The organism is Sinanaerobacter chloroacetimidivorans (genome assembly GCF_018128545.1).
GTDB lineage: Bacteria > Bacillota > Clostridia > Peptostreptococcales > Anaerovoracaceae > Sinanaerobacter > Sinanaerobacter chloroacetimidivorans.
In genome coordinates this window covers 105,495-125,434 of record NZ_JAGSND010000008.1, presented here as the reverse complement: position 1 = coordinate 125,434, position 19,940 = coordinate 105,495, and the positions used below count along the sequence as shown (strand labels likewise).

18 protein-coding genes are annotated in these 19,940 nt (G+C 43.2%); 7 read left to right on the top strand and 11 right to left on the bottom strand.

Going from position 1 to position 19,940, the window contains the following annotated elements; genetic code table 11:
- Positions 1-320 precede the first annotated feature (320 nt).
- The 5 genes from KCX82_RS12980 to typA form a co-directional block, all read right to left on the bottom strand.
- Positions 321-563, bottom strand: a complete 243-nt coding sequence (locus KCX82_RS12980) for a hypothetical protein (protein ID WP_227018907.1) — start codon at positions 561-563, stop codon at positions 321-323.
- Positions 564-652: 89 nt separating this feature from the next.
- The gene (locus KCX82_RS12975) at positions 653-1,432 is read right to left on the bottom strand and encodes a mechanosensitive ion channel family protein (RefSeq protein ID WP_227018906.1); all 780 of its coding nucleotides are present in this window, start codon (positions 1,430-1,432) and stop codon (positions 653-655) included.
- A gap of 85 nt (positions 1,433-1,517) precedes the next feature.
- Complete coding sequence (locus KCX82_RS12970) at positions 1,518-1,898, bottom strand: BlaI/MecI/CopY family transcriptional regulator (RefSeq protein ID WP_227018905.1); 381 nt, start codon at positions 1,896-1,898, stop codon at positions 1,518-1,520.
- Positions 1,899-1,952: 54 nt separating this feature from the next.
- A complete protein-coding gene (locus tag KCX82_RS12965) occupies positions 1,953-4,394 on the bottom strand; it encodes a M56 family metallopeptidase (RefSeq protein ID WP_227018904.1) in 2,442 nt (813 codons plus the stop codon).
- Positions 4,395-4,558: 164 nt separating this feature from the next.
- Positions 4,559-6,370: a translational GTPase TypA gene (gene typA / locus KCX82_RS12960; RefSeq protein ID WP_227018903.1), complete on the bottom strand. Its 1,812-nt coding sequence runs from the start codon at positions 6,368-6,370 to the stop codon at positions 4,559-4,561.
- 247 nt (positions 6,371-6,617) lie between these two features.
- Between typA and KCX82_RS12955 the strand changes: the two genes are divergently transcribed.
- The 5 genes from KCX82_RS12955 to KCX82_RS12935 all read left to right on the top strand — a co-directional run bounded on the left by KCX82_RS12955 (position 6,618) and on the right by KCX82_RS12935 (position 10,196).
- Positions 6,618-7,172, top strand: coding sequence for an N-acetylmuramoyl-L-alanine amidase family protein (locus tag KCX82_RS12955; protein ID WP_227018902.1), 555 nt, complete (start codon positions 6,618-6,620; stop codon positions 7,170-7,172).
- Between the two features lie 51 nt (positions 7,173-7,223).
- Positions 7,224-7,817, top strand: coding sequence for an N-acetylmuramoyl-L-alanine amidase (locus KCX82_RS12950; RefSeq protein ID WP_227018901.1), 594 nt, complete (start codon positions 7,224-7,226; stop codon positions 7,815-7,817).
- Positions 7,818-7,821: 4 nt separating this feature from the next.
- Positions 7,822-8,391, top strand: coding sequence for an N-acetylmuramoyl-L-alanine amidase (locus KCX82_RS12945; protein ID WP_227018900.1), 570 nt, complete (start codon positions 7,822-7,824; stop codon positions 8,389-8,391).
- Between the two features lie 21 nt (positions 8,392-8,412).
- Positions 8,413-8,958: an N-acetylmuramoyl-L-alanine amidase gene (locus KCX82_RS12940; RefSeq protein ID WP_227018899.1), complete on the top strand. Its 546-nt coding sequence runs from the start codon at positions 8,413-8,415 to the stop codon at positions 8,956-8,958.
- An 83-nt stretch (positions 8,959-9,041) separates the two neighbouring features.
- Positions 9,042-10,196 (top strand): class I SAM-dependent methyltransferase, encoded by a 1,155-nt coding sequence (locus tag KCX82_RS12935; protein ID WP_227018898.1) that lies wholly within the window; start codon positions 9,042-9,044, stop codon positions 10,194-10,196.
- A gap of 133 nt (positions 10,197-10,329) precedes the next feature.
- On the opposite strand, the gene KCX82_RS12930 is transcribed toward KCX82_RS12935, so the two are convergent.
- From KCX82_RS12930 to KCX82_RS12920, 3 genes are all read right to left on the bottom strand, one after another.
- Positions 10,330-12,255, bottom strand: coding sequence for a DUF2207 domain-containing protein (locus KCX82_RS12930; RefSeq protein WP_227018897.1), 1,926 nt, complete (start codon positions 12,253-12,255; stop codon positions 10,330-10,332).
- 83 nt (positions 12,256-12,338) lie between these two features.
- Positions 12,339-12,905, bottom strand: a complete 567-nt coding sequence (locus KCX82_RS12925; protein WP_227018896.1) for a LemA family protein — start codon at positions 12,903-12,905, stop codon at positions 12,339-12,341.
- A 137-nt stretch (positions 12,906-13,042) separates the two neighbouring features.
- Positions 13,043-13,711, bottom strand: a complete 669-nt coding sequence (locus tag KCX82_RS12920) for a uracil-DNA glycosylase (protein ID WP_227018895.1) — start codon at positions 13,709-13,711, stop codon at positions 13,043-13,045.
- Positions 13,712-13,770: 59 nt separating this feature from the next.
- On the opposite strand from KCX82_RS12920, the gene KCX82_RS12915 reads away from it, so the two are divergent.
- A complete protein-coding gene (locus tag KCX82_RS12915) occupies positions 13,771-14,475 on the top strand; it encodes a DUF6873 family GME fold protein (RefSeq protein ID WP_227018894.1) in 705 nt (234 codons plus the stop codon).
- A complete protein-coding gene (locus KCX82_RS12910) occupies positions 14,472-15,509 on the top strand; it encodes an elongator complex protein 3 (protein ID WP_227018893.1) in 1,038 nt (345 codons plus the stop codon). Before KCX82_RS12915 ends, KCX82_RS12910 begins: the two co-directional genes overlap by 4 nt.
- On the opposite strand, the gene KCX82_RS12905 is transcribed toward KCX82_RS12910, so the two are convergent.
- The 3 genes from KCX82_RS12905 to KCX82_RS12895 all read right to left on the bottom strand — a co-directional run bounded on the left by KCX82_RS12905 (position 15,506) and on the right by KCX82_RS12895 (position 19,907).
- Positions 15,506-16,864: a PFL family protein gene (locus KCX82_RS12905; RefSeq protein WP_227018892.1), complete on the bottom strand. Its 1,359-nt coding sequence runs from the start codon at positions 16,862-16,864 to the stop codon at positions 15,506-15,508. The genes KCX82_RS12910 and KCX82_RS12905 overlap by 4 nt on opposite strands.
- Positions 16,865-16,887: 23 nt before the next feature.
- Positions 16,888-17,151, bottom strand: a complete 264-nt coding sequence (locus KCX82_RS12900; protein WP_227018891.1) for an ACT domain-containing protein — start codon at positions 17,149-17,151, stop codon at positions 16,888-16,890.
- A 95-nt stretch (positions 17,152-17,246) separates the two neighbouring features.
- A complete protein-coding gene (locus KCX82_RS12895; protein WP_227018890.1) occupies positions 17,247-19,907 on the bottom strand; it encodes a calcium-translocating P-type ATPase, PMCA-type in 2,661 nt (886 codons plus the stop codon).
- Positions 19,908-19,940 lie beyond the last annotated feature (33 nt).

Genomic DNA, 19,940 nt, shown 5'->3' with positions numbered 1-19,940 from the left:
TTTCAGAAAAAACAGGGAACGCGACACTTAGGGAATAGAAAAGGCAATTCGCCTTACCCTGGGAACGGAAAAGGCAATCCGCCTTATCTTTGGAATAGAAAAGGCAATCCGCACCCGGTGTGCTGAAGGTATCAAGGTATTTTGCCATTACTTTTGCCTTTAGAATCATGTCCCTCATCCTTTCGAAATTTTGCTCAAATCTCCAGTATGTTATCACATGTTAATCTGTTCGTCAAGGCCAAATCAAAAATACCTTCCAATATTTTTTTTATTGATAAAAATTCAAAATTTTATCAACAAGTAATCAAGTAATTTATCTATTATTTTTTCTTTTTCTGATGATTGGTTTGCTGGCTCCTGTTCTTCTTTTGCCCGGACTGATTTTCCGTTACGGATTTTGCTCTGGAATGGAAGATCATTACCAGTCCGATATATGCGATGGTTACCACAATTAAAATCTTAATAATTGCCGCATCATTGTCTGCGATCCCTGCCGTTCTGGCAAATAGAAGTGCGGCAGCCACTGCGATCCAGTAGTACAAAACGACACTGATTTTGCTCATATAGTTTCTCCGTTTCTGCTGTGTTTTTACCTGACGGGTTGAATATGGCACCCGCCTCTTATAGAAGCGGGAGACATCTTTTCATCTCGTTATTTCTTGATATGAACATCCAACTGAGGATAAGGAATGGTGATCCCAGCTTCATCAAATGCCAGCTTCACCTGCTCCTCCAAATAATATTTGATATCCCAGTAATCGCTGTTCTTACACCATACTTTCAGGTCTATGGTAACACTGTTTTGACCATGGCCTGATACTCCTATGAGCGGGGCAGGATCATCAAAGATATCCGGATTTGACTCAGCAACTACGAGAAGAATCTCCTTCGCTTTCGCGATATCGTCATCATACCCGATGGAGAAATTGCAGTCCACACGTCTGTTGTCGGCTCTTGAATAGTTCACAATGGTGGAGTTGGCAAGCTTTCCATTGGGGATTGTGATAATCTTGTTATCAAATGTTTTCAAGGTCGTATATAAAAGGTCTATTTTATCAACTTTCCCCGAGGTTTCATAATCCTCAATAAAATCACCTTTGCTGAAAGGTTTTGTCAGGATGATAAGAATTCCCCCTGCAAAATTGGCCAGGCTGTCTTTTAGCGCAAGGGCTATCGCAACTCCGGCGGCTCCCAGTGCAGCCAGAAAAGCTGAAACAGGGATACCGATGTAGCTCATGGCAGTGATGAGAACAATGATCCATAAAAAAACTTTTAAGCAATTAACAAAAAAAGTATGAAGTGCTTCATCCAGTTTGCTTTTCATCAACGCTTTCCGTAACAGCTTGCAAATTACGGTGATTGCAAGGAATCCTACAACGACGATCAACAGGGCCAAGCCGACATCTATGAATGTAACGGTTTTATCCGGCATGAAATTCCTCCTTATAAAAAAGATGTATTAATTATACACCAGCCTGTCCGGTTGCACAAATGAAAAAAGTGGCTGTCCGCCACTTTTAAGATTCTATTTTTTCAATAATGCTCATTAATTTTTTCTGTTCTTCTTCCGTAAGCTTGCTGTCTTTGGTAAGTGCAGAGACCATCATTGAAACCGAACCATCGAATACCTTTGACAGAAAGCTGTTGATTTCTTTTGTCTTGCACTCCTTTTCCGCTATCGCCGGAGAATAGAGAAAATTGCTGGAAGTCTTGTCGGCTTTTATGGCACCTTTATCCATCAGTCTGGTAACCAATGTCCGTATCGTGGTATAGCTCCATTTGGTATCTTCCAACTTTGCTGATATTTCTTTCAGTGTCAGGTCCGGTTTTTCCCATAAGACCTTCATGACTTTCCACTCGGAATCGCTGATATGGATATTTCCTTTGCTGTTTTCCATTTCTGATCCCCTTTCTTTCAATTTAATGCTAATTTTCAGCCGCAATGAAATTTCTTATTCATTGATTTGATACACCATATCCTTTTCAGCAGGATAAGATTGGGACTGGGCTAAAAGGCTCAGAAATTCAACAAACTTCTCATAACTTTCTGTGGAGAGTCTTGCATCCTTGGGAAATTTCTCATTCAGAACCGTTCGATCCAGATTGTAAATGTAGGTATAGGGTGCGCCGATATCTGAAATCCCCTGAACTTTCAGAGAAACCCATCCAGCGTTATCGATCAGTGCCAATAGCTTGGCAGCATTCTGATACAGCTGGGCATTCAAATACGGATTGGGATCCCAACCCCTGCTGTCTGTTGGAGCTCTCTCCCCGTCATCGGCAAAGATCTGCCCTCCGAGTTGGGTCATATCGTAATTTACCGTCAAACCGTACGGCTCCTCCTTAGTTTGCAGCTCCAATGCAGAGGCATACCGGGCCAGCGGCATCAATTGAATCAATTGTCCCACCATTACATGATTGCCAATATAAGGAGTTTTATGTTCCAAAAGCAATTTTGCATTTACATCCATTTGAGAATAATTGATGGTATGAATAATTGCCATGGACTCTCCCATTTCCCCGATGTTCTGAGGCCAAACAAATCCAAGGAATCGTGCCTGACCATCGGAACCAGTCTGAAATACCGCCAATTGATTGTAATATATTTTCGTTTTATTTCCTTCTCCTATTTCAAAATCCCCGCCGGCAAAAGTATATTGATCGGGATAAGTGATAGTTAAGGTATAGTCTATCAGAAATACCGCAGCATCAGGGTAGACAACGCTCCAGGAGCCTTCTTTGTCCTCAACGGGTTGAATGTTTGTTATTTCATAGCCGCTGATATCTGAGGCTTTGGTAAGCTCAGCATCCCTGTAATTGTCAAAATACTTGGTCAGAAGGTAATCGGCCGTTTTTGACCAATCCCCCGTAAAATATGTTTCCGGCTGATACATTTGCGGATCAGGCTCTTTTTGGAAGGTCTTAGCGATTTCCAGCAGTTCTTCTGCATCTACCTCACTGCTGTCGGCCCAAAGATCAAATACTCTGCCAAAGTTCTGATCCGGCCATAGGAATATATGATTTTGATTGCTCTTCTTTAATGGAGTCTTATCTCCTAAAGTATTTCGTTCTGCTTCCTGGGCCGCCGTCTCCAGATCCTGATCCAGATTTACCATGATCACCGGAAAGGGTAAAATCCCTTCCATTACTTTACGCTCGAGAATGACGGAATGGTTTGGTGTCGGAAGGTCAATAGTTTCATAATCCACTTGCTCCATATCCCTGATATCAATCCCCAGTGTTTCGATTCCACCGAAAGTATTTCCCTGTCCATCATAAAAGATCGTGTATCCGAGGAAGCTTTCCGGGCCGTCATGAACCTCATTTTTTGCATTCTTTTCCCAGCTTTCGGGTATTTTGAAGTAATATCCTTCTCCCGCATCCTGGATCACCGTGTTACTGAAGCTTCCATTGGTAAGACAAATTGCGGCGATTACAAGAAGAAGAAGGAACGCGGAGATTGTGATCCAACGCTTAGGTTTTTTAGACAGCGCAATAGACCGTATCCGCTTGCTGACCTCTTTTTCCCCATTTTGCATAGATGTGGTTGCAAAGATAAACTGATTTTTTCTTAATGCGGTTCTCAGTAAAACGGTAGCATAGGCCTTTCGTTCTCCGGTAATTTCAATAGCCCGATAATCGCAAAGCATCTCCAGATCTCTGCGTATCACAAAAAAGCAGATCCAAAGAACCGGGTTAAACCAGTAAATGCAAAGGATAATGCAGCATAAAATATTGATCCAGATATCCTTATGTTTGTAATGGCAGAGTTCGTGAAGCAGTATATGTCTTAGTTCCTGATAGGTATAACCCTCCGGGATCAAAATTACAGGTCTTAGAATTCCCTGCAGCATAGGTGTGTTGCTGCCCATTCTCAAAGTAATCCTATCGCTTTGAATACCGGCTTCTCTTTTGCATTCTTCAAAGAGATTGAAAAGCTCTCTGTCACTGCACAACGGAAGTTTTCTTGCCCGCCTTCCGAACACGACAGATACGCCCATAAGGTAAGCGGCCATCACCGTCATGCCAGCGGCCCAACCATAAAGGATCCAGTCTGACAATTGTTTTCTTACCGTAAATTCACCTTTTCTCTCAACTCCTGTAATAGGGGCTTTTACCGTAAAGCGCCCGGCCATCGCTTGCTCATTCACGGTGCTATCCGTCGAATTTTCAATTGTATTTTCTACAATCTGAACATGATCTGCTCTTGGGACGGTGTTGAATATGCTCACATTGCTTTCAGGAAGTCCGGGTATCAGCAGCCGAAGAGCTAAAACCAACCAGATAGCCACGTGCCACTTCGGTGTAAGCTTATTCTTAAAGATTATTTTTATCATTAGAATGACAGATGCCGTCACTGTCCCTGCAATGGTCATATTAATGAGTAATTCCACAATATTTCCCCTTTCACAAAGCATCCCTTCGTTCCAGAAAATTCACCCTGTATCCGAGAACGAAGAAATACCCCTTTTGAAACGCGGACTACAATCGTAGTCACGGTTATAGTTTACACTCGTAGTCACACATTGTCAATAGAGAATTTAAAGAAAAGAAGCGGTTATCTTCCGCTTCTTCTACGTTCTAATTCTTTTAGATATTTTTTTCTTAATCGTATATCGTTAGGGACGATTTCCACCAGCTCATCGTCATTAATGAATTCCAGAGCTTCTTCCAGGGTGAAGATTCTGGCCGGCGAAAGCTTGACTGCTTCATCGCTTCCTGCTGCTCTCATGTTAGTAGTCTTTTTTGCTTTACAGGCATTTACCACCATGTCTTCATTCCTGCTGTTCATTCCTACAATCATACCTTCATAAACCTTTGTCCCAGGTTCGATAAACAGAATTGCACGTTCACTGATATTATCCAGAGCATAGGGCGTAGCCACACCCTCTTCCTGTGCAATGACAGCACCGTTTATTCTTTGTGGTATTTCTCCCTTATATGGTTCAAACTTTTCAAAGCGTCTGACGAAGGTTCCTTCTCCTCTGGTGTCGTTGATAAATTCTGTCCGGTACCCAAGAAGCCCTCTTGTGGGAACCAGATACTCCAGCTTGGAATACCCGTCCTTGCCGGACATGCTGGTCATGATCCCTTTTCGGATATTCAATTTGGAAATCACAGCGCCGGAGTATTCGTCAGGAACGGTGATCACTGCCTGTTCAATGGGTTCCAGCAGCTTCCCCTTTTCATCACGATGCATGATGACTTCAGGTTTGGATACCGCTACTTCATAGCCTTCTCTTCTCATGTTTTCAAGAAGGATGGACAGGTGGAGCTCTCCTCTGCCGGAGACCTTAAACCCATCGGTGGTTTCCAGGGGTTCTACCAAAAGCCCTACGTTGACCTCCAGCTCTTTTTCCAGTCTCTCCTTGATATGTCTGGAAGTTACATATTTTCCCGCTCTGCCGGCAAAGGGCGACTTATTTACCATAAAGTTCATAGATAAGGTAGGCTCCTCGATATGGATCATTTCCATAGCTTCCGGGAATTTTTCATCACAAATGGTTTCCCCGATGGAAATATCGGATATTCCGGAAAGTACCACAATATCCCCGCATTCAGCTTCTTCTACCGGTGTTCTCTTAAGTCCTTTATAAACGAAGACTTGATTGATTTTTCTCTGAACCGTACTGCCGTCGGCCTTGCAGACCGCCACGGTCTGGCCGGTTCTGATCTTTCCCTTATAGATTCTGCCGATTCCAAGTCTGCCGATATAATCATCATAAGCCAAGGTAGATACCTGCATCTGCAGAGGCTCGTCATTATAGTCGGGATAAGGTTCCGCATGATTGATTATGGTATCAAAGAGAGGTGTGATATCGTCACTTTCCTCGTCCAGTTCCGTTTTTGCAATACCATGCTTTGCAATGCCGTAGAGAATCGGAAAATCCAGCTGCTCGTTGGTTGCATCAAGCTCCATAAACAGCTCGTAGACCATGTCTACGACTTCTACGGCCCGTTGATCTTTCTTATCGATTTTATTAATCAGCAAAATAGGATTCAGCCCCATTTCCAGAGATTTTTGCAGCACGAATCTGGTTTGCGGCATAGGCCCTTCACTGGAATCCACCAATAAAATTACCGTATCTACCGTTTTGATAATACGCTCTACCTCGGATGAAAAATCGGCATGCCCCGGCGTGTCTACGATGTTGATCTTAACATCATTATGCATAACGGAACAATTTTTTGAATATATGGTGATTCCCCGTTCTCTCTCTATATCATTGCTGTCCATGATGCAGTCCACGATTTCTTCATTCTCTCTGAATACTCCGCTCTGAGAAAGAAAGGCATCCACCAATGTGGATTTCCCCGCATCAACGTGGGCAATTACAGCAATATTAATTATTTTTTGTTTTTCTTTCATGAGTTATTTCCTGCTTTCTGTTTTTCAACCTTACTATTATAACAGAATTATCAGAAAAACAACAGTTTTTTCTACTTTATCGTAATTTTTATAGTAATTTATTAAATTATTATGTAGCTCCCTCGTAAATCCCAACAGAGGAAAACTACGACGGTACGACAGGTAAAGTACTTTCTTTATTATTTTAAATAAATCACCAGCATGCTTGCTTTCGCATAATATATAGGAAAAAAAGGAGGTATTTTTAGTGCCTAATATATATTTAAGCCCGTCTGTCCAGGATCAGAATTCTTATGTGACAGGCGGGAATGAGGAGTATTACATGAATCTCATTGCAGATGCAATGGTACCCTACTTAAGGGCAAACAATATCATGTTTGCAAGAAATAATCCTGCCGTTTCCTTATCTCAGGTAATCGAACAGTCAAATGCTGACGAATATGATTTACATTTTGCTTTGCACTCCAACTCTTCTCCGGATAATTTGGCCGGGATCCTGCAAGGTCCGGATGTTTACTATTATGCCTACAGTACCGCCGGGAAACAAGCAGCAAAACTCATTGGTGATAACCTGAAAAAAATCTATCCGGATCCTACTCTCGTCACCGTAATTCCAACTACCACTCTTGCCGAACTCAGAAGAACCAAAGCTCCGTCGGTTCTGGTTGAAATTGCTTATCATGATAATTATGATGATGCGCAGTGGATAGAAAACAATATCAATATTATAGCTGGAAATTTGGTACATTCTTTAACGGAATACTTCGAAATTCCTTTTGCCGGAATAGAAGCAGGTAACTGATCAAGGGAATTCTGCCATTCCCTACTCAAGAATATAAAGGAGGTATTTTTTGTGGCAAGAATCTATTTAAGCCCCTCAAGTGCAGAATTTCAGTATTTTATTACAGGAGGAAACGAGGAAGAATACATGAACCAGGTTGCTGACGCCATGGTACCCTATTTGCGCGCTTCGGGAATAGAGTTTACAAGAAGCAGTCCCAATATGACCGAGCAGCAAATCATCGATGAGTCCAATGCTCAATACTATGATTTGCATGTTGCACTCAACACCGATTCAGCACCGGAATTTTCTGTGGGAACGCTTCAGGGGCCCAATGTCATCTATTATACGGGCAGCCCTGGCGGAAGAGTCATTGCAAATATAATGGCAAAAAACCTGAAACAGATTTATCCCAATCCGGACCTTGTTCAGGTAAACTCCAACCGCCTTCTGAGGGAATTGAGGGATACCGATGCAGCGGCAGTGATGCCAATGCTTGGGTACCGGGATAATCTTCTGGATGCTATGTGGATTACGAACAATATCGATCTCATCGCTCAAAATCTGGTAATGTCAATAGCGGAGTATCTCGATGTCCCCTTTGCGGCACCGCAGCAAGCACAACCCGTGACCCCGGCTTTTAAAAAGCGGATAAGGAGGTACTAGTTTTGTGCCCAGAGTTTATTTAAATCCATCCAACCGTGAGATTCCATTGATCAATGGAGGTACAGAAGAATACTATATGAACCTTATTGCTGACGCAATGGTTCCCTATTTGAGAGCTAATGGCATTGAATTCTCAAGAAGCAACCCGGGCGACTCTTTATCCGAGATTATTGAGGATGCCAACGCAGGCTATTATGATCTGTTTCTTGGTTTGAAAACCAATGAAGCACCTGAGGAACTGGCTGGAGAAATACAAGGTCCTGAAATATATTTTTTTGCCTATGATCTTCGCAGTCATACAGCTGCCGAGATTATTGCCAATAATTTAAAAGCGATTTATCCCAGACCCAATCTGGTGCTGACAGTCCCCAGCAAAACCATGATGGAGCTGGTCTATACAGATGCGGTTGCCACCGTTGCTGACTTGGGGTATCGGGATAATGCAGAAGAGGTTCAATGGATCAAAGATAATATTCAGCCCATTGCCCGACAATTAGTTTTATCTTTAACAGAATATTTCAATATTCCATTTACAGAGCTTCCAAATTTCTATAATCCTGTCACAAGAACATAATTTTTGAAGGAGGTTACTTTCGTGCCTACACTATATTTAAGCCCTTCCAGTGATGATTTTGAGTTTATTACCGGAGGAACCGAAGAATATTATATGAACAAAATCGCTGATGCCATGGTGCCTTATTTAATTGGCAGCGGGATCGAGGTGACTCGAAGCGCACCCAATGCAGATCTATCTGAAATTATAGAGGAATCCAATGCCGGTAACTATGACTTGCACTTCTCATTAGGTTCCAGTGTATCACCGGAGTACTTATCAGGAACTTTACAAGGACCTACTTTTTTCTTTTTTGCCGATGACCCGCAAGGACAAATAGCAGCGGAAATCATAGCGGATAATCTGAGAGCGATTTATCCCAGACCCAATCTGGTAACGACAGTACCCAATCGAACCAATGAAGAATTAAGATTAACCAACGCTACTTCCATTCGCGCAAATGTAGGATACAGAGATAATCTTCTTGATGCCCTTTGGATCCAGGATAACCTCAATGCCATAGGAAGAATTCTTGCCCTGGGTGTGTCTCAATATTTCGGCATCCCCTTTGAAAGACCAAGACCTTAAGGATGGAATGGCGGCCCTTGCAAAAATACATAGCCGTCATTCTTTTATTGTTAAAAAAAGATGAAATATGGTAAAATACCAATATGGAAAAGATTATTTTATTATTGAAAGAAATACTATCAAATCAAACCTTAGTAAAGGCGGTCTTCAGCGGATTACGAAACAAGTCCGTACCTTATCAGAAAGCTGTGATAAGGCCGATCCTTCTGAATGGGAGTTATTACTGTCAGATCGAATACCATTATAAAAATAAGGTCACCCATGAAAATCTGTCCCCTGAAAAATGCTTGGAGGTTAGTAAAAACTTAATTCAGGACAGCTTTAAGCAGGTGAATTTATTTAGCTCCGAAGGAGACTATCAGATACTGGCAGCAAAACCACACCTGCCAAGAATCCTAAAAAAGCCTCCTTCAAAAGGACTGCCTTCTTTAGATCATAATCAGGCAAAGCAATATTTGATTCCTGACGACATACCCTGTGATTTTCTCATTCGTCTTGGAGTCATGGATCAGGAAGGACATGTTATACAGAAGCATTATTCAAAATTTCGGCAGATCAATCGATTTTTAGATATTGTTTCTGATGTATTAGCATATTTGCCGGATCCTGCAAAAGATGCCAAAGCAATCAGGATTGTAGATTTCGGCTGCGGCAAAGCTTATCTCACCTTTGCACTTTATTATTATCTGAAAATAATGCTGAACAAAAATGTTGAAATCATTGGGTTGGATTTGAAAGAAGACGTAATCGAATTCTGTAATATCGTTGCAGCTGATTTGAACTATCAGGAACTGAAGTTTTTAAAAGGAGACATCGCTGATTATACCGGTAATGATCCTGCTGACATGGTGGTCACCCTTCATGCCTGTGATACCGCAACTGATTTTGCATTGATGAAGGCTGTCAAATGGAATGCATCTATCATACTATCCGTTCCTTGCTGTCAGCATGAATTATTTCATCAGCTTGAAAACAATTTTCACTTACCGATCATGAAGCACGGTATATTAAAAGAACGGTTTTCCTCTATTCTTACGGATGGCCTTCGCAGCCTGAAGCTGGAGGAAGTAGGCTATGACGTCGCTTTAGTGGAGTTTACCAGCCTGGAACATACCTCAAAAAATATCATGATCCGGGCTGTCAAAACAGGAAAGGAAAAGAAATCCTCAGGAGAGGAATTCCGGCAGCTTTCGGAGTACTGGAACGTCAATCCCACAATAAGTCAACTTAACAAATAGTCGAAAAAAGTGCACCGCGCCGGTATGTTTCCGCGGGAACCGTTGGAGCTTTTCTTTACGTGAAAGCGACCGTGTTCCCAAGGGAATATACCAGGCAGGTGCACTATTATTATTTTTGTCGTTGAATGATCGGCTACCAGCTGCCGCCTCCTCCGCCTCCCATGCCGCCGCCTGAGAAGCCGCCGCCTCCTGAAAAACCACCGCCGGAAAAGCCGCTGCCTCCGCCGGAAGGGGCCGGTGGTATGGCGATGTTGTTTTGCAATGCATTTGTATAATGGTGGAAAGAGTTTATAAAGAGATAGGTGTGAAATACTCCTCCCTGGTAGCCCGCTTGGTACCAGTTGGGCGGCTCTGCAACGATCCCTTCAAATTTCTTGGCCCATTTGTCTGTCAGACCAAAAACATAGGCATAGGGCAGAACATTATAAAAATAATTTGGCGTTTCTTCCACCAGCATTTTGATACGATCCAATTCCGCCGTTCTGATAAATTCCTTAAAGCCGAGGATTCGGCCCAGCTGCATGGTGCTTTTCTTTGTTCTTTGCTTCATCCTCATGGTAAAAGTAAGAGAAATCAACGATGCCAGTACTGCCATCACACCTACTAAAACAGCATCCAGTAAAAAATAACTGTAAACCACTGCCCCGACTCCGGACAGCCCGAAAAGCAGATATCCGAAGAAATACAGTGTGGTACTCTTTCTTCCGGAATTGCTGTCTTTTCTGTCATAGGTCACAATAATGATTGCAAACCCAAGGATAGCAAAGAGCACGACCGGAATGCCAAAAATGAGGAAGAGCGGATCAAATAAGCTGTAACCCCATCCGAGCAGCAATAACGAGAAGGTAGGAACCACCATCAAAAGAATGCCCATTGCTCTGGCGCCCAAAGAACTTTGAGTAAATATCCGGTTTTCTTTTCTCATGGTAAAGTTTGCTTTCAATTGCCCCTTTGCTGCGTCGAAATGACTGTAGAAGTCACCTTTCAGCTCCTCAAGAGTCACTTCGTCACGATCCTGAAATAAACCGCCGAACATGGTATATTCATAAGTCTTGGCATTGATTGGCAGATCCTTTTCTTTTCTTAAAACAAAATGATCTTTTTTTAGTTCTTTAATGGTTATATATCCCTTATTGGCCCAATAAATAATTAGGGAAACCAAATCCTTGCTGTCAACATAGCCATCTATAATATAGCCGATTTCTGCAGGGCTGATATCCCCCGGGGGGTAAAATTCCACAGTCTTGATCAGTTTCGGATCTCTGCCGAAGGCAAACCACAAGAGCAGGCTCAAAACAGGCGCCGCAATCATCAGAATAATCATCAGCCAAAGCATCCAGTCATTGGTTTTCTCTCCGGCAAAATATCCTTCGGGCAGCAGAATATTCAGGGTGACACCCTCCCCAGCCTCCAGGACACGATTGGTAGCTGCCGTAATAACGGTACCTTCTTTTTTCCAATCTACTGAATCAAGATCCGCCATACCATAAAAACCAGCTATAAATTCAACCTTATTTTGATCAAATTCTTTCGGCATCTGAACGGTCATAGCGGCTGATTCTATGGACGAAGGCCATCCACTCTCTGTTTGAGAAGTCCATTCTGCCGGAATCATGTTCCAATAAAAGCTGTCAAATGCTTCATTCCTATCATCATAGAGCGTGCATTGATAGCTGATATGATAGGTCTGCGGGCCGTTTACCAAAATATCTTCACTGCCGATTCGAATCACCAGATTTCCATTCTCCCAATAAGTATCGAAATCGTACCCGTCAACCTGAACATCCGAAATCTTCATCCGGTATCTTTTTTCAACCACCTCTCCGTCTATCTTCCTGGTTGTTACGCCGGTATAGGGGATATAGCGGTAAATTCCGTGCCTCGGCTCCGTGAATTCAACGTTTATAGATTCATTGACACGAAAGGTGTTATTCTCATTCAGATCCACCTGAACATCGAAATTCTTTGTTTCAAAGGACTCTGCACTGGCATAAACGTAGCTGAATCCCGCAAAAATCAAAGTAAAAAACAGGATGGCAATCACTTTCTGATATCTCATCATAGTCTCTAACCACTTTCCTTCTCTTATTTCTTTTATTTAAACAAAATAATGAGGAACGACCATCGGTCGTTCCTGAATTTTTAAAATGCAACTCTTACAGCTTCCCGCTCTCTCTCATCATTTACTTCAAAGAGAGTCTTCCGCCTGAAGTTAAAGATTCCGGCAACGATATTGCTCGGGAACACTTCGGTCTTTGTATTAAATTCCTTCACTATGGCATTATAATACTTTCTGGAATTTGCGATTTCATCCTCGATCCTCTGGAGCTGCGCCTGCAAATCCAGAAAATTGGTGTTTGCTTTCAGATCCGGATAAGCTTCCGCTATGGCAAATAAGCTCTTCAGAGTCCCCTGTAATGCGTTTTCACCCTGAATTTTTCCTTCAATGGTAGTGGCAGACGCCGCCATGTTTCTGGCCTGCACGACCTTTTCCAGAGTACCGGATTCGTGAGCAGCATAACCTTTCACTGTTTCAACCAAATTCGGTATCAAATCATATCTCTTTTTCAGATATACATCCATGGTGGAGAATGCTTCCTCTACCATATTGCGCAAGCGCACAAAACCATTGTAGGCCGCAATCACCCAGATCACCAGAACTGCGATAACAGCAACAATGATTAAAAGAACAATCGATACTGTCCCCATTTTTTAACCTCCTAAACCCTTTTTATTTATAATCAGCTTTTTACCTGTTTGAAATGGCAATCACAACGCCCACAACAATAACCAGGACTACGATGGCTACCATACCTAAAAACATCACGTTCATTCACTTCTCCCTCTTAAACATCCAATTTCCAATTTATACTCTCCCCATACCGTGAAAGGAATTCATTGGTTTTCGAAAAATGCCTGCATCCGAAAAATCCGTTATGTGCGGATAGGGGGCTTGGATGGGCTGCCGTAAGAATCAGGTGATTTTGATTGGTTATCAACCCTGTCTTGGCTTTTGCATTGGCTCCCCATAAGAGAAAAACCATCGGCTTTTCCCGTTGATTCAAGTGTTCAATGACACGATCCGTAAAGATTTCCCAGCCTTTTCCCTTATGGGAATTGGCCTGGCCGTTTCTCACTGTAAGTACCGTGTTGAGAAGTAAAACGCCTTCCTTCGTCCAGTCTTCAAGATTTCCATGATCGGGAGGCTCCATTCCCAAATCTGTTTTCAGCTCTTTAAAGATATTGACAAGAGAAGGGGGTTTTGGAACCCCTCTTTTAACAGAAAAACATAGCCCATGAGCCTGATTAGGTTCGTGATAAGGATCCTGTCCCAGGATTACCGCCTTTACACCATGATAAGGAGTAAATTTCAACGCATTAAAAATATCATACATGGATGGATAAACGATTCGTGTCCTGTATTCACTGACCAGAAATGCTCTAAGACTTTTGTAATATTCTTTTTCAAATTCTCCCTCCAGGATTTGATCCCAGTCATTACCTATATTAACCATATTCTTATATTATAATAAAATTCCAAAAAAAACAAGGCGTTATGGTGTATAATACCCATATGAACATCTATTTATCGGAAGATTCGCATCGAATCGTAAAAACTTATTTGATCAATCAGGGGCACCGCCTTTGCGAAATCAGAAAATGCGGTGTTGTTTATGATGCCATCGCCTCCCATGCTGATATATTTCTGTGTAAAATAGGACAGGAGCTGATGGTTGCCAAGGAGCAGTATCCGATGATCAAAGAAGCGTTATCCCGGGAATCTATGCCCTTTACTCTGTGCAGGGATTCTTTGGGCAGCCGGTATCCTGATAATATCAAGTATAATGCAGTGCAATTAGGCAGTTATTTTATTCATAATACGGCGTTCACCGCATCTGACCTGATGAAAAAGGTTGAACAGACAGGACTGAAGGTGATACCGGTAAAACAGGGGTACACCAAATGCAGCCTTGTAGTGGTGGACGAGCAATCCGTTATCACCTCGGATGAGGGTCTTGCCCGCAGCTTGGAGAAAAATAAGATCGACACCCTGCTGATCTCCCATGGACATGTGGAGCTGCCGGGTTTCCCCTATGGTTTTCTGGGAGGAGCATCCGGCAGAGTTGGAAATGAAATCATCTTTCACGGCGATCTGTCAAGACACCCTGATTTCGAAAGAATAAAAATATTTATTGAAAAACGGAGTTTATCCGTAACCTATTTTAAGGATTTCCCTCTGAAAGATATCGGATCCGTCATAACAGGAGGTACCCTTTGAAAACTCATGCAATTATTCCTATATTCATTCCCCATCTGGGCTGTCCCAATGATTGTGTTTTTTGTAATCAGAAAACCATTACAGCGAAAAACAAGCCTGTGGAAAGAGAAGAGATTATGGATCTCTTGGACCGATATTTGAAAACTATATCCCATCGCGGTATCCGGACTGTAGAGGCGGCTTTTTACGGCGGAAGCTTCACCGGGATTCCTCTTTCCCAGCAAAGGGAATATCTGAGCATTGCCAAAGAATATAAAGACAGAGGTCTGATTCACAAAATCCATCTGTCCACCAGGCCCGATTATATTGATGAAGCCATCCTTACCCATTTGAAAGAGTATGACGTTGATATCATAGAGCTTGGAGTTCAGTCCTTCGACGAAGAAGTATTAAAGCTCTCAAACCGTGGGCATAACCGAGAGATTATTTATCAAAGCTCCAGGCTAATCAAAACCTATGGATTCCAGCTTGGGCATCAGTTAATGATCGGCCTTCCGGGAGACTCTCATGAGAAGTCCGTTGCCTCCGCTTTGGAATCTGTTTCCGTCGGACCCTCTATTGCACGGTTGTATCCAACGATCATCATTCAGAATACGGAATTATATCAGATGTACCGTAAGGGAGCTTATACTCCGCTGACATTGGAGGAAGCGGTAAGAACCACGAAAGACATGTATGTGATTCTGCAGAATGCCGGAATCAATATCATCAGAGTCGGCCTTAAGAGCACCGATTTTATCAGCGAAAACGGAGAAATCACCGGTGGTACCTACCATCCTGCATTCCGACAGCTTGTAGAGGGTGAAATCGCAAAGGAAAAGCTGGAGAAGGAGCTGCAATCATTGATAATCCAAGGATTTTATCATAAGGCGATTACATTTTTCAGCAACAGCACATCCTTTTCCAATATGATCGGTAATAAAAAATGTAATCGATATTACTTTGAAAAAAAATATCCCCAGTACCGGTTTTCCTTTCGTATGAAGGATACCTTGCCTGAGGATACTTATATAGCGGAACCCGCTGATTTTTAATTTTTTAAACTTTGTATCGGTGCCGGGATTCTTCCTCCCCGGCGAATCAATTTTGCAGGGGAATTACGGTTTACCTTCATCACCGGACCATTTCCCAACAGACCGCCGAATTCAAGCTCCTCCCCTTCTCCCTTACCGATGGCAGGAATGACTCTTACCGCTGTCGTCTTGGAATTGATCATGCCGATGGCGGCCTCGTCGGCAATGATGGCAGAAATGATGTCTGCCGAGGTATCGCCGGGAATAACGATCATATCCAATCCTACCGAACAAACAGCCGTCATTGCTTCCAGTTTTTCAATAGAAAGGGCACCGCTGCGGGCAGCATTGATCATGCCGGCATCCTCGGTCACAGGGATAAAGGCTCCCGACAAGCCGCCTACATTGGAAGAAGCCATGACTCCGCCCTTTTTCACCGCATCGTTCAATAGGGCAAGTGCCGCTGTGGTGCCGTGGGCACCGCAGCTCTCAAGACCAATTTCCTCTAAAATATATGCTACCGAATCTCCAATGGCAGGTGTCGGTGCCAGGGAAAGATCTACGATACCAAAAGGCACACCCAGCCGCTTGGAAGCTTCACTTCCTACCAATTGTCCCATACGTGTGATCTTAAAGGCTGTCCTTTTGATGATATCGGCTACCTGTGTCAAATCACAATCATCTCCTGCTTTTGCAAGGGCGGCTCTCACAACACCGGGGCCGGAAACTCCCACATTGATCACGCAATCCGGTTCTCCGGGGCCATGGAAGGCGCCTGCCATAAACGGATTGTCCTCAGGAGCATTGCAGAAAACTACCAGTTTAGCGGCTCCGATGCACTGCTCATGAGCCGTAAGCTCTGCAGCCTCTTTCACTACTTTGCCCATGGTTCTCACTGCATCCATATTGATTCCAGACTTGGTAGATCCAATATTTACAGAAGCACACACGTGTTCCGTGCAAGCCAAAGCACGCGGAATTGCTTCAATCAATTCTCTGTCACCCGGAGAAAAGCCTTTGTGTACAAGGGCGGAAAATCCTCCGATAAAGTTGACCCCTACGTCATTTGCCACCTTCTCCAAGGTTCTTGCATATTTCACAGGGTCTCCGCCGGAAGCCCCCACCAGCATGGCAATCGGTGTCACGGCGATTCTTTTGTTAATAATCGGAATCCCATATTTTTGCTCAATATCACAGCCGGTTTTTACAAGATCCTTGGCACAGCGGTATATTTTTTCATAAACCTTTTCGCAGGACTTGTCGATGTCGCTGTCACAGCAGTCCAACAGGGAGATTCCCATGGTAATGGTTCGTATATCAAGATTTTCATCTTGTATCATGGTTATAGTTTCCATGATATCCGTCATATTCAGCATTTCATACCTCCAACTTCCAGTTTCTAAATGCGGTGCATGGAATTGAAGATATCTTCATGCATCACGTGAATTTTCATTCCGGATACATTGTTCTTCAGCTTTTCCTGAAGCTCACCTAATTCGCAATTCATTTGTGAAATATCGATCAGCATTACCATGGCAAAGAACTCCTGAAGCACGGACTGTGTTACTTCAATGACATTTGCATTGGCTTCTGCACAGGTTGTGCTGACTTTTGCCAGAATACCGACCATATCTCTACCGATTACAGTTACTACTGCTCTCATATAAATTCCTCCGATTTCTATTTTGACTCCAAATAACCTACTCCAAAGTATTCTTAATATTTTATCACAAACTTTATCAAAAATACAGTAGTAATCTATAATCTTCTGACCTTTCTGATCTTTTTCACCATAATTTTTCTTATCACATCTGCTGGCACTACGATGGCAGCTGCTCCAAGGGTGAAAGCCAGTTCTGAAAACGTAAGCCCTATGGTTCTGAATAAACTTCCTCCTAGGTATAACAGCAAAATCTGCACAATGGCTATAAAAGACATGATCAGTATGAAAGCCGGATTTCTTGACAAATAGGCCGTAAGGTTGATCCTGGGTGTTCTGGCGTTAAAGCTGTTAAAAATACCGCAAAAGATAAACAGGGTAAAAAATGCGGAATAGAAGCAAATGGGATTGAGATGATAGTGGAAAAATACCTTTACCCAGCTCATTGTTAAAAACAGCATACAAATAGTAATGGTGACCAAACCCGCAAACATAATCTGATTGACCATGTTTCCGTTTAGAACCGGCTCTTCTCTGGATTTAGGCGATTCCTCCATGTATTCCTCCAATGGCGGCTCTCCTGCAAAGGCAAGCCCTGCAAGGGTATCCATGATAATATTTACCCAAAGCATTTGAATGACCGTAATGGGTGTTTCAAATCCGATAAACGGTCCGATAAGAGAGACACCTACCGCACACAGATTCATAGTAAGCTGAAATATGATAAATTTCTGTATACTCTTGAAAATGGTTCTACCATACAGGATGGCCTTGGCTATGGAAGCAATATTGTTATCAAGAATCACAATATCTCCGGCTTCCTTGGCCACTTCCGTTCCGTCCCCCATGGCAAAGCCTACATCTGCTATCTTTAAAGCCGGTCCGTCATTAATCCCATCCCCTGTCATTCCAGCTACCATACCCATTTCCTGTGCAAGGCTCACAAGCCTGCTTTTATCCGTCGGCAGTGCCCTGGCAACTACACGCAATTGCGGCAAAACAGATTTTAACTGATCATCCGTTAACCGTCCCAGCTCTGTGCTGGTGATCACCTGATTTTTATTGTAAACATCAATGAGTCCGCATCCTCTGGCAATGGCCACTGCGGTTTCCTGATTGTCTCCTGTTACCATAACCACCTGAACACCTGCATTGGTGACCTGCCTTACCGAATCATAGGCCTCCGGTCTCAGCTCGTCCCGTATTCCGACAATACCGATCAGGATCAGATCAGAAAACCTGTCCTTTTGAACAGGCCATTTTTCCGTTGCTGCGATCACCAAAACACGTACTGCATTATCAGAAAGCTTATGCCACAAAGACTCCAGCATGTCCTGATTACAAAGGCGCTGAATCCGCCCTTCTTCGTCAAAGTACCTGGTACAGGCACATAGAAGCTTTTCCGGTGCCCCTTTAATCAGTGACAGATCCGTCGGACCTGATATCCTGGCAGCTGAAAATTTATTGGTGCTGTCAAAGGGAATGGAATCCATTTTCACGTATTCATTCATATCTCCGTGAATAGGCAATACATAATCCAGCAAAGCACGATCTGTCATATTTCCTCCCAGAGGCTCCTCTCCGGAAAGAACACAGCCGGTATTGTAAAATCCTGAGAGAGTCAGTAAATATAGAAGCTTCGAGCCTCTTCTGAGCCGGTCCTTGTTTCTGTATATTTTCCCTTCACCCGTAATCAAATGGCTCACGGACAGCTTTCCTTGGGTAAGGGTTCCCGTTTTATCCGTAAATAGAATATTCAGACTGCCAGCTGTTTCAATCCCCACCAATTTTCTGACGAGAACATTGTCCCTCATCATTCTCATGGTATTAGAGGAAAGCACAACCGTAATCATCATCGGCAGCCCTTCCGGAACAGCAACCACAACGATGGTTATGGCTAAAGTCAGGGCATGAAGAACATGTCCTGTCATGGTATGCAGATTTGTCAGTTCCCGCAGTATCAGTACAGGATTCATGGAATTTTGCAGCACTACATTGCTGCAAAGGTCTGCCAGCGCTACAAGACATGCTGCTATGTATCCAAGACGGCTTATGGTTTTTGCCAATTGGCCCAATCTAAGTTTCAGAGGGCTTTCCCTTGTCTCTTCCTGCATGGCTCCTGCCATATGTCCGTAAAAGGTATCCTTTCCGACCCGGCACACCTCCATGATGCCCTCTCCTTCATCCACCACGCTGCCGCGGAACAATTGATGAGAAGCGAGCAAGTCCCAATTCCGGACAGAATCCGGTATTCCGGGAGAATCGGAGGGGAACTTTGCTGCGGCCTTGCTCTCCCCGTTTAAAGCGGACTGATCGACCTTTAGTATTCCTGAAAGTAAAATGCCGTCTGCAGGTATTTTTTCACCTGCCTGCAGCAAGACGATATCTCCTGTAACAACCTCCGTAATGGGTACGGAAACAGGTTGGCCCGACCGAATAAGCCTGCATTGGATCAGCTGGGCTTCCTCCATTAATTTTGCAAAGGCAGACTCACTTCCATATTCGGACAGTGTCGAAACAAAAGTTGCAAGAAACACCGCAATGGCAATTCCCGCAGATTCCATCCAATTTGCATCCCGAAAAAGGAAAATGATATTGAGAGCCAGTGCAACCAATAGAATTTTGATAATAGGATCGCCGAAGCTGCTCAGATATTGTTTCAAAAATCCCTTCCTCTTCTTCTGAGCAAACACGTTGCCCCCATGAATTTTTCTGGATTCTGCAACCTCGGAAGGGTTTAATCCAATGTGCTTTCGCATATTCATTACTCCTTGTCATACGTTTTCAAAATT

What these genes read in the sequence shown, in the direction of transcription:
- KCX82_RS12980 (WP_227018907.1), bottom strand. Translation starts at nt 563, where the DNA reads ATGAGCAAAATCAGTGTCGTTTTGTACTACTGGATCGCAGTGGCTGCC.
- KCX82_RS12975 (WP_227018906.1), bottom strand. Translation starts at nt 1,432, where the DNA reads ATGCCGGATAAAACCGTTACATTCATAGATGTCGGCTTGGCCCTGTTG.
- KCX82_RS12970 (WP_227018905.1), bottom strand. Translation starts at nt 1,898, where the DNA reads ATGGAAAACAGCAAAGGAAATATCCATATCAGCGATTCCGAGTGGAAA.
- typA (WP_227018903.1), bottom strand. Translation starts at nt 6,370, where the DNA reads ATGAAAGAAAAACAAAAAATAATTAATATTGCTGTAATTGCCCACGTT.
- KCX82_RS12935 (WP_227018898.1), top strand. Translation starts at nt 9,042, where the DNA reads ATGGAAAAGATTATTTTATTATTGAAAGAAATACTATCAAATCAAACC.
- KCX82_RS12930 (WP_227018897.1), bottom strand. Translation starts at nt 12,255, where the DNA reads ATGAGATATCAGAAAGTGATTGCCATCCTGTTTTTTACTTTGATTTTT.
- KCX82_RS12925 (WP_227018896.1), bottom strand. Translation starts at nt 12,905, where the DNA reads ATGGGGACAGTATCGATTGTTCTTTTAATCATTGTTGCTGTTATCGCA.
- KCX82_RS12920 (WP_227018895.1), bottom strand. Translation starts at nt 13,711, where the DNA reads ATGGTTAATATAGGTAATGACTGGGATCAAATCCTGGAGGGAGAATTT.
- KCX82_RS12915 (WP_227018894.1), top strand. Translation starts at nt 13,771, where the DNA reads ATGAACATCTATTTATCGGAAGATTCGCATCGAATCGTAAAAACTTAT.
- KCX82_RS12905 (WP_227018892.1), bottom strand. Translation starts at nt 16,864, where the DNA reads ATGCTGAATATGACGGATATCATGGAAACTATAACCATGATACAAGAT.
- KCX82_RS12900 (WP_227018891.1), bottom strand. Translation starts at nt 17,151, where the DNA reads ATGAGAGCAGTAGTAACTGTAATCGGTAGAGATATGGTCGGTATTCTG.
- KCX82_RS12895 (WP_227018890.1), bottom strand. Translation starts at nt 19,907, where the DNA reads ATGCGAAAGCACATTGGATTAAACCCTTCCGAGGTTGCAGAATCCAGA.